This is a genomic window from Basfia succiniciproducens, assembly GCF_011455875.1.
In the GTDB taxonomy this organism is placed as follows: Bacteria; Pseudomonadota; Gammaproteobacteria; order Enterobacterales; family Pasteurellaceae; genus Basfia; species Basfia succiniciproducens.
In genome coordinates, this window is record NZ_CP015031.1 from 1,536,544 (window position 1) to 1,549,570 (window position 13,027).

Consider the following 13,027-nt stretch of genomic DNA (forward strand, 5'->3'; position numbering starts at 1 on the left):
GATAAAAGTCCATTTTTAAAGTTTAGGTTGTCGTTTTAATATCAATAGTCTCATGCAATTCTGACCAAAAAATAACAGCCTTGCCACTATGAATCTGTTTCAGCAAATTATCTCTTTTTTCTGCGAGGGAAAGTTCTTCCATGCCGTAATCCGTGCCTTCACGCAAAATAAAGCTTTCCACAATATTGATTAGCGTGTCCGGTTCCAACTCTTGCCATGGAATAATCATGAGGTTTCTCTATTCAAATAAAGGCTCGATAAAACGCCATTGCTGTTCAAAGCCCTGATTCGGCATATGACGAAAGTTAGTACGTACCAAACGCATAAACTGACCTTCGCAAAAAGTCACTAAATAAGTCGCGATGGTGCGCTCGTCAATGGGAAAAGTCTTGCCTTCCCGTAATTTACGCATTTGTAAAATATTAACGAACTGCAATTCCAGACGGTCGAAAAACAAAGCGACCCGCGCTTGTAATTTCGCCTCTTCAAACATTAACGCATGCCCCGTTAACACTCGGGTTAATCCGGGATTTTTTCGCGCAAAATCAAAAATCATCTGCAAAATATCATGCACGCGGTTTAACGTGTTAGTTTCCATCTTAATGGAATAACTAATGCGGCTGAATAAACTGCTTTCAATATTTTCAATTAAGGCTTCAAACATTTTTGTTTTACTCGGGAAATATCGGTATAAAGCCGCTTCAGAAACTCCCACTTCCTTCGCTAAACGCGCAGTAGTCATTCGCTCCATCCCCTTTTCGGAATGCAGCAAATGGGTTAAGACGGTAAGCACCTGCTGACGGCGCTCCTTGATACTGCGCTTTTCAATTTTAGCCGATTGTTTTTCCGGTTCCGGCTCGATACTGTCGAGAGTTAATTGTTCTGCCATAATCTATTGCTTGCCCGAATGACCGAAACCGCCTTCACCACGCTCAGTTTGCGTAAAATCCGTCACAATATTAAATTCCGCCTGTACCACCGGAACAAAAACCAGTTGAGCGATTCTGTCTCCCACTTCAATACGAAACGGCTGTTCGCCCCGGTTCCACATTGAAACCATCAGCGGCCCCTGATAATCCGAATCAATTAAACCAACCAGGTTGCCTAACACAATACCGTGTTTATGACCTAATCCCGAACGAGGCAGAATAACCGCCGCTAAATTCGGATCCGCGATATAAATTGACAACCCGGTCGGAATCAATTTTGTTTCACCCGGTTGCAAATCAAACCCTTCTTCAATTAAAGCGCGCAAATCCAATCCGGCGGATCCCGAGGTAGCATAAGCGGGCAAAGGAAATTCGTTGCCAATACGGCTATCTAAAATTTTGACGTCAATTTTTTTCATTTATTATCCATGCTCGACATAATCAGTATGTCTTATTATTTACTTACGATATAACTCTATAATTTCTTGTACCAAAGATTTCGCTAAGGCTTTTTTAGTATCCGTCGGCAACACTTTTTCACCGTTTTGCCAGAATAAATGGAGCGTATTTTGCTCCGCACCGAACACGCTACCGCCCACTACATCGTTTGCACAAATTAAATCCAGATTTTTGCGTTGCAACTTATCTTTCGCATATTGTTCTACATTTTGCGTTTCGGCCGCAAAACCGACCACAAAAGGGCGATTCTCCGTTAAATGCGCCACATCGGCAATAATATCGGGATTTTTTATTAAATTTAAAGTGAGTTCGTCATTATCGTCGGTTTTCTTGATTTTTTGCTCGGAAACCTCGGCGACACGATAATCCGCCACCGCCGCACAGCCGATAAATATATGATTTTCCACCGCACTTTTCATGGACTGTTGCCACATTTGTCGGGCGGAAACCACATTTATCCGGTTAACCTTATCCGGCGCGGCTAAATTAACCGGACCGGAAATTAACGTTACTTCCGCACCTCTGTCTGCAAAGGCTTGAGCGATAGCAAATCCCATTTTTCCCGAACTATGATTGCTGATATAACGAACGGGATCAATCGCCTCGCGAGTAGGACCTGCGGTAATGGCAACCTTTATACCTAATAAATCCTGACGAAGAAATAAAGCTTCACAAAGTGCGGCATAAATTTCCGCGGGTTCGGACATACGTCCCGCCCCCACATCACCACAGGCTTGAAAACCGCTGTTCGGCCCTATCAGTTTTACACCGCGTTCCGCCAAAGACTTCAGATTTTGCCGAGTAACGGCTTGACTGAACATTTGTTGATTCATTGCCGGCGCAAGGAAAATCGGTGCGGCGCTCGCCAAACAAACCGTAGAAAGCAAATCGTTTGCCATACCTACGGTAAAACGGGCGATAAAATCGGCACTCGCCGGAGCAATAATAATCGCATCCGCCCATTTTGCCAACTCAATATGGCCCATCGCCAATTCCGCCTGAGGATCCAACAAAGATTGCGCTACGGGATTACCGGAAATAGCCTGCAAAGTAAGCGGAGTAACAAATTCTGCCGCCGCGGCGGTTAACACTACACGCACTTCCGCATTACTTTTACGTAAAAGGCGAATAAATTCAATGGTTTTATAGGCGGCAATACCGCCTGTGATACCCACAACAATTCGCTTACCGTTAAGATTCCGCATTACTCCCCCGGCACCCAAAAACCATAGTTTAGGAAACATAAGATAAAGACAAACAAGTTCTGACATTCTACTTCAAAACTAAGTGAAGAAAAAATTTTATTTTTGCGATCCGTTTCAAAAAATTGATCTAGCTCAGTAGGCATTATGGAATTTTCTACGCAAAGTAAGCCTTCGATTAAAAATAAAGGAAAACGCCTTATGCTACAAATAGAAAAAGAAAACCTGATGCCCCGTGAAAAACTGTTAAAATTTGGCGCTAACACTTTGGATAATAAAGAATTATTAGCGATATTCTTACGCACGGGAATAAAAAACTGCCCGGTAATGCAGCTTTCGGAAGCCGTCTTAACGCATTTCGGCTCATTACGACAATTAATTAATGCCGACCGGCAACAATTTTGCGCCTTTAAGGGCATCGGCATCACTCAATTTATCCAATTACAGGCCTGTACGGAAATGACTAAGCGCTATTTACTTGAAGAGCTGCAACAAAATCAGGAATTCAACTCCACGGATACCGCCAGAATTTATCTGCAAACCGCCTTGGAACAGCGGGAACGAGAAATCTTTCTGGTACTTTTTCTGGATAATCAACATCGTTTAATCAAACAGGAAGAAATGTTTCTCGGTACTATAAATAGTGCGGTCATTCATCCTCGGGAAATTATTAAAACGGCATTATATTGTAATGCGGCGGCAATGATCCTTGCCCATAATCACCCTTCGGGAATCGCCGAACCGAGTCAATCGGATCGCCATATTACGGAAAGGATCCGTCAGGCGGCAAATTTAATGGATATTCGCCTGTTAGATCACTTTATCATCGGCAAAGGTTGCTACTTTTCTTTTAGCGAGGCGGGCTGGTTATAACGTTCAGGCTTGATCATTTTAAGCTTTTGTGTAAAATTTCGCAGAAAATTAAAGGAAATCTAAATTTTAATGCGCTTTATACTTGAGAATAGCAGATAAAGTAAGTATAATCAGCGACCTTTGATATAGTTAGCGGGTCGGATACTGCGACCTGACGAGGTGGCTTACAAAATCAAGCTGATTTTGAAGTAGTCCGAACCCTAAGCTCGAGCTTATATTTAATTATTGGAGATTATTATGTCTAGAGTCTGTCAAGTAACAGGCAAGCGTCCGGCAGTTGGTAACAACCGTTCACACGCATTAAACGCGACTCGTCGTCGTTTTCTACCAAACTTACATACTCACCGTTTCTGGGTTGAGTCTGAAAACCGTTTCGTAACTTTACGCTTAACTGCGAAAGGTATGCGTATTATCGATAAAAAAGGCATTGATGCAGTATTGGCTGACATCCGTGCTCGTGGCGAAAAAATCTAAGGAGCTAAAAAATGGCAGCTAAAGGCGCTCGTGAGAAAATCCGTTTAGTTTCTTCAGCAGAAACAGGTCACTTCTACACAACTGATAAAAACAAACGTAATATGCCTGAAAAAATGGAAATCAAAAAATTTGATCCGGTTGTGCGTAAACACGTTATCTATAAAGAAGCTAAAATCAAATAATTTAGCTTGTAAATTGAGAAACCCGAACTTTTGTTCGGGTTTTTTGTTATGTCGCCAGAACCCCGATAGGAATACAGTCATGCCTGAATTACCCGAAGTCGAAACCGCTAAAAATGGTATTACGCCTTATTTAGAAGGTTATCTCATTGAAAAGATTATTGTTCGTCAGCCTAAATTACGCTGGGAAGTCAGCCCGCAGCTGGCACAGATTTCTCAACAAAAAATTACCGCACTTTCCCGCCGGGCAAAATATCTGATTATTCATACGGAACAAGGCTATATCATAGGACATTTGGGGATGTCGGGCTCGGTGCGGATTGTATCCGCTCGGGATCCCGTCGATAAACATGACCACTTGGATATTGTAATGAATAACGGCAAAATTATGCGGTATAACGATCCTCGCCGTTTTGGCGCCTGGCTTTGGAGCGCCAATCTTGATGAATTTCATCTGTTTTTAAAATTAGGTCCTGAGCCGCTTTCCGATGAATTTAACGCGGAATATCTGTTCAAAAAATCACGCAAAAAACAAACGCCCGTTAAAAACTTTTTGATGGATAATTCGGTTGTTGTGGGTGTAGGCAATATCTACGCCAATGAAACTCTGTTTATGTGCGGTTTACATCCGGAGAAAATCACCGCCAAACTGACAAAAGCGCAATGTGCGTTACTGGTGGAAAAAATCAAACAAGAACTCAAACGGGCTATCGAACAGGGCGGAACCACCCTGAAAGACTTTTTACAACCCGACGGCAGACCCGGTTATTTCGCGCAGGAGCTACAAATTTACGGCAAGAAAGGTGCGCCCTGCCCAAACTGCGGTACAAAAATCGAAAGTTTGGTGGTCGCCCAACGAAACAGTTACTTCTGCCCGAAATGCCAGAAGAAATAATGATATTTCAGGGCGGGTTATTTCGCTCTCGCCTATTTAGGAAAAATCACGCCTAAACTAACCTCACTTTTCGCCCCGGTGACACTAGGCAAGTTGCTCGGCAAATTATGTATTCTGCGATAAGCAAGCCAGGCAAATGCCGCCGCCTCGACGTAATCGATATCCAAACCGAATTCCGAGGTGGTCGAAACCTGCCACTCAGCCAAAAGTGCCGTTAAACGTTGCATAATCAATGGGTTTCGCGCACCGCCGCCACAAACCAACAGCAAATTAGTGCGGTCGGATTTTTGCAATTTTTTCAATTCGTTGGCAATACTTAAAGCGGTAAATTCCACCAGTGTGCGTTGCACATCCTGTGGCGAAGGCATCGGTTGCGAAAGTGCGGTGAATTTTTCCAGTTTTTTATTAAGCCAGGCAAGATTAAACAATTCCCGCCCGGTACTTTTCGGCGGTGCCTGCTGAAAAAAGGGTTCCGCCAGCAAATCCGTTAAAAGTGCGGTGGAAATTTTACCGTTTTTTGCCCATAGAGCGTCTTTATCGTAGCGTTTGCCCTGATGAAGTTCAATCCAGGAATCCAGCAACGCATTGCCTACGCTCACATCATAACCGACGGTCGGACAATTTTCTTCCAGCACGGAAATATTGCTGATTCCGCCAATATTCAACACCACCGTCAATCGTTCCGCCGCAAAAAATAAATCCTGATGAAAAGCCGGTACTAAAGGCGCGCCCTGACCGCCCAGCGCCATATCTTTACGGCGGAAATCACCTACCGTGGTGATACCGGTTTTTGCCGCAACCAAATTCATATCGCCGATTTGCATTGTGAACGGAAATTCGCAATTCGGCGAATGCCACACCGTTTGTCCGTGGCAACCGACTGCGCAAATATCTTCGGATTTTAACCGCACTTTTTGCAAAAAACGATTGATACTTTCTGCATAAAGAAGCCCTAATTGGTGGTCAATTTCGCCTAAATTCCGCAAACTTGTCTCTCCGGATCGCAAAAGTGCGGTCAGTTTTTCACGAATTTTTTCCGGCATCGGAGTAAAATCCGTTGCCATCAATTTTGGGGGATTCAGAGTGAAATCCATCAAGGCTAAATCCACACCGTCAAGGCTGGTTCCCGACATTACGCCGATATAATATTGTTTCATCATTTTTCTTACATTAGGAGCCGCTTGTTAATAGGGCTGTGCTATTCACCGCGTTTTACGCCTAGCCTGCGGCTATTTTAGGCGACAACGCAACCGGTTATAAAAGATAAACAGGCCCTAAATTTGGTTAATTATATCGAATATTCACCTAAAAAACGGTAAAATCTCGCCTATTTTTGGGGATATTTATGAATTTACAAAAACTATTACTAACCCGGCGGTTTATTTCCACCATGGCGTATTTTGCCATGCAGTCGGTATTTTTTATTTATTTGTCGCAATCATTTGCTTCGGACTTGGCAGCTGTTTGTTCGGAACCAATGCAAGAGCCTGCTTATTAGCCCCCGGTGATTTCTATAGCGAAAAACCAATTGTAATGGCAAATATTTTGGTGAAGTTTGATAACGGCGAAAACCGCGGATTTATCTTCGGTTCTTCGCGTCTGGTTTTATCCTTTTTAACGATGTTGGTGATGAATTTAATCCCTCACTTGTTCTTAATTTAGAAAAATCGTGTAAAATAACCGCAGTTTTTACTGGAGAGATGATTATTATGAAAAAACTTAGTGTTGTAATCCTTGCCGCCGGCAAAGGAACCCGTATGTATTCCGATTTACCGAAAGTGCTGCATAAAATTGCCGGCAAACCGATGGTAAAACACGTTATTGATACGGCAAAACAATTAAGTGCGGATCAAATTCATTTAATTTACGGGCATGGCGCCGATTTATTAAAATCGCATCTTGCCGATGAGCCGGTAAACTGGGTTTTCCAGGCGGAACAGCTTGGTACCGGGCACGCCATGCAACAAGCGGCGCCATTTTTTGCAGACGATGAAAACATTCTCATGCTTTATGGTGACAGCCCGCTAATCAGCAAAGAAACCTTAGAAAAATTAATCGCCGCGAAACCTGAAAACGGTATTGCCTTATTAACGGTTAATCTGGACAACCCCACAGGCTACGGACGAATCATTCGTGAAAAAGGTTCTGTGGTGGCAATTGTGGAACAAAAAGACGCCGATGCGGAACAATTAAAAATTACCGAAGTAAATACCGGCGTAATGGTGTCTGACGGCGCCAGCTTCAAAAAATGGTTAGGCCGCTTAAACAATAACAATGCGCAAGGCGAATATTACATGACCGACGTTATAGGTCTGGCTAATCAGGACGGTTTCCAGGTAGCGGCAGTTTCCGCAACGGATAAAATGGAAGTGGAAGGCGCCAATAACCGCCTGCAATTAGCCGCACTTGAACGTTATTATCAACACAAACAGGCGGAGCGTTTATTACTTGAAGGCGTAATGTTAATTGATCCGGCGCGTTTTGACCTGCGCGGTACGCTGGAACACGGCAAAGACTGCGAAATTGATGTGAATGTGATTATCGAAGGTTCGGTAAAATTAGGCGACCGGGTAAAAATCGGTGCGGGTTGCGTAATTAAAAACTGTGAAATCGGTGACGACGTTGAAATCAAACCTTATTCCGTGTTTGAAGATTCAACCATTGGCGCCCGCGCCTCTATCGGACCTTTCTCACGTTTACGCCCGGGGGCGGAACTTGCCGAAGAAACCCATATCGGTAACTTTGTGGAAATCAAAAAAGCAACCGTAGGCAAAGGTTCGAAAGTCAATCATTTAACTTATGTGGGCGATGCGCAGGTCGGTACCGACTGTAACCTCGGCGCAGGTGTCATCACCTGTAACTACGACGGTGCAAACAAATTCAAAACGGTTATCGGCGATAACGTATTTGTCGGTTCCGACGTGCAATTAGTCGCGCCGGTGAACGTTGCAAACGGTGCGACAATCGGTGCGGGTACCACGGTGACAAAAGATATCGGCGAAAACGAATTAGTTATCAGCCGTGTTCCTCAGCGACACATTGCAGGCTGGCAACGACCAACCAAGAAAAAATAACTCCGACTAAAACTCCGCCAAAATCCACCGCACTTTTTCATCTAAAGTGCGGTATAATTTCCTCCAATTTTATCATCTTAGCCATTTGAGAATATTCATGCCACAACCACAATTTGAAGATTTTGATCTTTCTCCCGAACTGTTAAAAGCCTTAGCCCAAAAAGGTTATGCGCGCCCTACCGCCATTCAATCGGAAGCGATTCCGGCGGCAATGGACGAGCGCGACGTCTTGGGTTCGGCACCTACGGGAACGGGCAAAACCGCCGCTTTTTTATTACCGGCGATTCAACATTTGTTGGATTATCCACGCCGTAAACCCGGTGCGCCGAGGGTTTTAGTGTTAACCCCGACCCGCGAACTCGCTATGCAGGTGGCACAGCAAGCGGAGGAATTGGCTCAATTTACCAAGTTGAGTATTGCCACCATTACGGGCGGCGTCGCTTATCAAAACCATGGCGAAATATTCAATAAAAATCAGGATATCGTCGTGGCAACGCCCGGCCGCCTGTTGCAATATATCAAAGAGGAAAACTTTGATTGCCGTGCGGTGGAAATCCTTATTTTTGATGAAGCGGATCGTATGTTGCAAATGGGCTTTGGTCAGGATGCGGAAAAAATTTCCGCTGAAACCCGCTGGCGTAAACAAACCTTTTTGTTCTCGGCGACTTTAGAAGGCGAGTTACTGGTGGATTTTGCCGAACGCATTTTAACGGATCCGGTGAAAATCGATGCGGAACCAAGCCGTCGCGAACGCAAGAAAATCAACCAATGGTATTACCATGCGGACAGCTATGAACATAAAGTCAAACTGTTAGCCCGTTTTATTGCCGATGAGCAGGTCAGCAAAGGAATTGTTTTTGTGCGCCGCCGCGAAGACGTGCGGGAGCTTTCCGAAATTCTGCGCAAACGCGGTATTCGCAGTACTTATTTAGAAGGCGAAATGGCACAAACCCAACGAAATAATGCTATCGATAAATTGAAAAACGGCATTGTTACCCTGTTAGTCGCCACCGACGTTGCCGCCCGAGGCATTGATATTGAAGATATCAGCCATGTGATGAACTTCGACCTGCCCTACAATGCGGATACCTATTTACACCGTATCGGTCGTACCGCTCGCGCCGGCAAAAAAGGAACCGCGGTATCTTTTGTTGAAGGTCATGATTATAAATATCTCGGAAAAATCAAACGTTATACCGAAGAATTACTCAAACCCCGAATTATTGAAGGTTTAGAGCCTCGTACCAAAGCACCGAAAGACGGCGAAATCAAAACTGTATCTAAAAAACAAAAAGCGCGCATTCGCCAAAAACGGGAAGAAAAGAGAAAAACAACACAGAAAAAAGCCAAATTGCGCCGTCAGGATACTAAAAATATCGGCAAACGCCGCACACCTAAGGCGGTATCAGAAGCGCAGGCAAAAGAAATACGGTGATAAAAAATAAGGCGGTAACATACCGCCTTAGCTTTTATTGTGAAATTATACCCAATGTTTTTTCTTTTTTTAGGGGGCATGCGAATATCCCATATTATGTTCCTGCCCAACAAAGATAAGTGCGGTCGGTTTTTAGCGATTTTTTTCCATTAATGCGGTTAAAACCGGTGGAGGCACGAACTGACTTACATCACCGTGATGCAAATAAATTTCCCGTACAATCGTTGAAGATACATAAGACCATTTTTCCGTGGAAGGCAAAAACAGGCTTTCCACTCCGTCGGTTAAGGCGCGGTTTAAATGGGCTAATTGCAGTTCGTATTCAAAGTCCATTGTTGTGCGCATACCGCGAATAATCGCCGTAATATGGCGTTCCTTCACGACGTTCGCCAATAAATCGGAAAAGCCGATAACCTGCACGTTCGGCAAATGAGCGACGGATTCTTCCGCCAAACGCACTCTTTCGGCTAATTCAAACAACGGCTTTTTTGTGGGATTTGAGGCGACGGCCACTAAAACTTGGGGAAAAAGTACCGCACTTCGCTCAATAATATCCAAATGCCCGTAAGTAATGGGGTCAAAAGTACCGGGATAAATTACTGTTTTTGTCATTTTTTATTTTCCAAATAAGGGGTAAGCAATTGCAGCAGGCGTTGTAAAGCACCGCGGTTTTCAATCAACACTTCATAGCCCGCATTACCGTAACGCTCTCGCAGCGCCGGCGATAATAAGAATTTCTCCACCGCAGAAGAAAGTGCGGTCGAATTTTCTTTAATTTCCAATACGCCGTTAACATCGCGCAATTTGGTAAATACTTCCGGAAAATTAAACGTATGATAACCGCTGATAACAGGCAGTTTAAAGGCTAAAGGCTCTAACGGGTTATGTCCGCCATGTTTTACCAAGCTGCCGCCTACAAATGCAATATCCGAAATGCCGTACAATAACATCATTTCACCCATAGTATCGCCCAGTACTACTTGCGTATCCGAACCGGGCGCTACGTTTTCACTTCGACGACAATAGCTGAAACCGCCTTTCACGATTAAATCCTCGACGGCCTTAAAGCGTTCCGGATGGCGTGGAACCAGAATAAGCAATAAATCAGGGAATTTTTGTAATAAATTACGATGAGCCTGGAGAACGATACCTTCTTCGCCTTCATGGGTACTTGCCGCAATCCAAACCGGCCGTTCCCCCGCCCATTCCTGATGAAGCCGCTTGATTTGTTGCGATAAGGCGTCGGAAATCACCAAATCATATTTGATATTTCCCGTAAGCCGCAAATCACCCCGATAGCCCAAATCAAGGTAACGGTTGCCGCTGATGTCATCCTGCGGCGCAATTAAACTAATCTCGTTAAACATTCGGTTTAAAATATTTTTCACCCAGCCGTAACGTTTTGCCGAACGTGCGGATAAACGGGCGTTTGCGATAATAAAAGGAATATTTTTATTATGTAACTGACGGATAAGGTTCGGCCAGATTTCCGTTTCGATCACAATGCAGGCTTTCGGGCGCACAAAACGGATAAAACGATCCATTGCATCAGGTAAATCATAAGGCAAATAAAAATGACTCACGGAATCTCCGAAAGCCGCTTTTACGCGATCGGAACCGGTCGGCGTGACTGTAGTCATGGTAATAGGTAAATCCGGATAATCCTGCTGAATACGGCGTACTAACGGGGTTGCCGCAATCACTTCACCAACGGAAGCAGCATGCACAATAATGCCCTGAGGCTTCGGTGGCGTGAGATTTGCATAAATTCCATAACGCTCATTAAGGCGTTTACGGTAATTCGGAGATTTGATGCTACGCAATAAAATAAATAACAACACAAAAGGCTGCAAAATATACATCGCAAAAGAATAAACAAAACGTAGCATAATAATTTCAAAATCAAAGGTTGATGATGTCGCCTAGTATAAAGGTTCATTATCAAGAGACAAGAGGAATCTCGCAAAAAGTTATTTACCCTTTTTGAAAAAATCCCCAAAAAAGCACCCCACTTTTCCTTTTGCATAGTGGGATAATGCTTGAAATTACAGTATAATAGCCCACATTTTCCTTAACCTTTTTATAAAAATATAATTATGAGCGCAAAATTTAACGTTAAAACCTTCCAAGGTATGATTCTCGCCCTGCAGGATTACTGGGCGCAACAAGGCTGCACCATCGTGCAACCCTTCGATATGGAAGTGGGAGCCGGCACATCCCATCCGATGACCGCACTACGCGCATTAGGTCCGGAACCTATGGCATTCGCCTATGTTCAGCCTTCCCGCCGCCCGACGGACGGTCGCTACGGCGAAAACCCGAACCGTTTACAGCATTATTATCAATTCCAAGTGGTAATCAAACCATCGCCGGACAATATTCAAGAGCTATATTTAGGTTCGCTCAAAATGCTCGGCTTCGACCCGACTCAACATGATATCCGTTTTGTAGAAGATAACTGGGAAAATCCGACTTTAGGCGCATGGGGTTTAGGCTGGGAAGTATGGTTAAACGGTATGGAAGTCACCCAGTTTACCTATTTCCAACAAGTAGGCGGGCTGGAATGTAAACCAGTTACCGGCGAAGTAACCTACGGTTTAGAACGTTTAGCAATGTATATTCAAGGCGTGGACAGCGTGTACGACTTAGTTTGGTCTGACGGTCCGTTAGGCAAAACCACCTACGGCGATGTATTCCATCAAAACGAAGTGGAACAATCCACCTATAATTTCGAATACGCCGATGTGGATTTCCTGTTTGAATGTTTCAACAAATACGAACAAGAAGCGAAATTCCTGTTAAAACAGGAACCCCGCATGGAAAATGACAAAGAAATCTGGGTGGAAACCGCATTGCCGTTACCGGCCTACGAACGTATTTTAAAAGCCGCTCACAGCTTTAACTTACTCGACGCCCGCAAAGCGATTTCCGTCACCGAACGCCAACGCTACATTTTACGCATCCGCGCCTTAACCAAAGGTGTGGCGGAAGCCTATTATGCCAGCCGCGAAGCACTTGGGTTTCCGGGGTGTAAGTAAGCCTAAATCTCCCCCTTCCCCCTCTTTGCGAAAGAGGGGATGTTGTGAAAGAATGGAGAGCTTATGTTTAAGATGACTTTGTAGTGGTAGACTAATTCCGCAGTCCTCAATAAGTGGTAAAATAACATCACAAATGAGGAAATATTATGAGAAGAACATTTAGCGCAGAATATAAAGCTGAAGCAGTAAAATTAGTGACTGAACGAGGATATTCAGTTTCTCAAGCTTGCCGAGAGTTAGGTGTGGGTGAAACAGCACTTCGTCGCTGGATAAGTCAAGTTCAAGCGGAGCAACAAGGTTACGTTTTAGCTGGTTCAAAGCCAATTAGCCCAGAACAACAACGAATTCGAGAACTTGAAAATCGTATTAAAGAACTTGAAGAAGATAAGGCCATTTTAAAAAAGGCTACAGCGATTTTAATGTCACTCGAAAACAAAAATACCAAGTCATTACGACGTTAAAATCGCGA

At 44.1% G+C, this 13,027-nt stretch carries 15 protein-coding genes and 1 pseudogene; 9 read left to right on the forward strand and 7 right to left on the reverse strand.

Annotated features, from left to right (window positions below; translation table 11 throughout):
• Nucleotides 1–22: 22 nt before the first annotated feature.
• From A4G13_RS06990 to coaBC, 4 genes are read right to left on the reverse strand one after another with little or no spacing between them, the layout of a single operon-like run.
• Nucleotides 23–229, reverse strand: coding sequence for a YheU family protein (locus A4G13_RS06990; protein WP_011201095.1), 207 nt, complete (start codon nt 227–229; stop codon nt 23–25).
• A 9-nt stretch (nt 230–238) separates the two neighbouring features.
• Nucleotides 239–892 carry a nucleoid occlusion factor SlmA gene (gene slmA, locus A4G13_RS06995; RefSeq protein ID WP_041640016.1) on the reverse strand — a complete coding sequence of 218 codons (654 nt, stop codon included), beginning with the start codon at nt 890–892 and terminating at the stop codon, nt 239–241.
• Entirely contained in the window at nt 893–1,348 is a 456-nt protein-coding gene (gene dut, locus A4G13_RS07000) for a dUTP diphosphatase (RefSeq protein WP_011201097.1), read from the reverse strand.
• Nucleotides 1,349–1,387: 39 nt separating this feature from the next.
• Nucleotides 1,388–2,593: a bifunctional phosphopantothenoylcysteine decarboxylase/phosphopantothenate--cysteine ligase CoaBC gene (gene coaBC, locus A4G13_RS07005; protein ID WP_041640018.1), complete on the reverse strand. Its 1,206-nt coding sequence runs from the start codon at nt 2,591–2,593 to the stop codon at nt 1,388–1,390.
• 198 nt (nt 2,594–2,791) lie between these two features.
• Here coaBC and radC point away from each other — a divergent pair, with 198 nt between their 5' ends.
• The 4 genes from radC to mutM all read left to right on the forward strand — a co-directional run bounded on the left by radC (nt 2,792) and on the right by mutM (nt 5,011).
• Nucleotides 2,792–3,463, forward strand: coding sequence for a RadC family protein (gene radC, locus A4G13_RS07010; protein WP_176752353.1), 672 nt, complete (start codon nt 2,792–2,794; stop codon nt 3,461–3,463).
• Nucleotides 3,464–3,700: 237 nt separating this feature from the next.
• Entirely contained in the window at nt 3,701–3,937 is a 237-nt protein-coding gene (gene rpmB, locus A4G13_RS07015; RefSeq protein WP_011201102.1) for a 50S ribosomal protein L28, read from the forward strand.
• A gap of 11 nt (nt 3,938–3,948) precedes the next feature.
• Nucleotides 3,949–4,119 (forward strand): 50S ribosomal protein L33, encoded by a 171-nt coding sequence (gene rpmG, locus A4G13_RS07020; RefSeq protein WP_005758425.1) that lies wholly within the window; start codon nt 3,949–3,951, stop codon nt 4,117–4,119.
• A gap of 79 nt (nt 4,120–4,198) precedes the next feature.
• Nucleotides 4,199–5,011, forward strand: a complete 813-nt coding sequence (mutM, locus tag A4G13_RS07025) for a bifunctional DNA-formamidopyrimidine glycosylase/DNA-(apurinic or apyrimidinic site) lyase (protein ID WP_090656218.1) — start codon at nt 4,199–4,201, stop codon at nt 5,009–5,011.
• A 32-nt stretch (nt 5,012–5,043) separates the two neighbouring features.
• Here mutM and A4G13_RS07030 read toward each other — a convergent pair whose 3' ends face one another.
• The gene (locus A4G13_RS07030; protein ID WP_011201105.1) at nt 5,044–6,171 is read right to left on the reverse strand and encodes an anhydro-N-acetylmuramic acid kinase; all 1,128 of its coding nucleotides are present in this window, start codon (nt 6,169–6,171) and stop codon (nt 5,044–5,046) included.
• A gap of 373 nt (nt 6,172–6,544) precedes the next feature.
• Between A4G13_RS07030 and A4G13_RS07035 the strand changes: the two are divergent.
• The 3 genes and pseudogenes from A4G13_RS07035 to srmB form a co-directional block, all read left to right on the forward strand.
• Nucleotides 6,545–6,673, forward strand: a pseudogene (locus A4G13_RS07035) (MFS transporter); the annotation flags it as partial.
• Nucleotides 6,674–6,720: 47 nt separating this feature from the next.
• Nucleotides 6,721–8,085 (forward strand): bifunctional UDP-N-acetylglucosamine diphosphorylase/glucosamine-1-phosphate N-acetyltransferase GlmU, encoded by a 1,365-nt coding sequence (gene glmU / locus A4G13_RS07040; protein ID WP_041640238.1) that lies wholly within the window; start codon nt 6,721–6,723, stop codon nt 8,083–8,085.
• Between the two features lie 97 nt (nt 8,086–8,182).
• Entirely contained in the window at nt 8,183–9,520 is a 1,338-nt protein-coding gene (srmB, locus tag A4G13_RS07045; RefSeq protein WP_090656222.1) for an ATP-dependent RNA helicase SrmB, read from the forward strand.
• Between the two features lie 132 nt (nt 9,521–9,652).
• Here the strand turns inward: srmB and coaD are convergent, their stop codons facing one another.
• Nucleotides 9,653–10,132 carry a pantetheine-phosphate adenylyltransferase gene (gene coaD / locus A4G13_RS07050; RefSeq protein WP_090656224.1) on the reverse strand — a complete coding sequence of 160 codons (480 nt, stop codon included), beginning with the start codon at nt 10,130–10,132 and terminating at the stop codon, nt 9,653–9,655.
• Nucleotides 10,129–11,409 carry a lipid IV(A) 3-deoxy-D-manno-octulosonic acid transferase gene (gene waaA / locus A4G13_RS07055; protein WP_090656226.1) on the reverse strand — a complete coding sequence of 427 codons (1,281 nt, stop codon included), beginning with the start codon at nt 11,407–11,409 and terminating at the stop codon, nt 10,129–10,131. Before waaA ends, coaD begins: the two co-directional genes overlap by 4 nt.
• A 207-nt stretch (nt 11,410–11,616) precedes the next feature.
• Here waaA and glyQ point away from each other — a divergent pair, with 207 nt between their 5' ends.
• A complete protein-coding gene (glyQ, locus tag A4G13_RS07060; protein WP_090656229.1) occupies nt 11,617–12,558 on the forward strand; it encodes a glycine--tRNA ligase subunit alpha in 942 nt (313 codons plus the stop codon).
• Between the two features lie 146 nt (nt 12,559–12,704).
• Nucleotides 12,705–13,019, forward strand: a complete 315-nt coding sequence (locus A4G13_RS07065) for a transposase (RefSeq protein ID WP_165898014.1) — start codon at nt 12,705–12,707, stop codon at nt 13,017–13,019.
• Nucleotides 13,020–13,027: the final 8 nt, after the last annotated feature.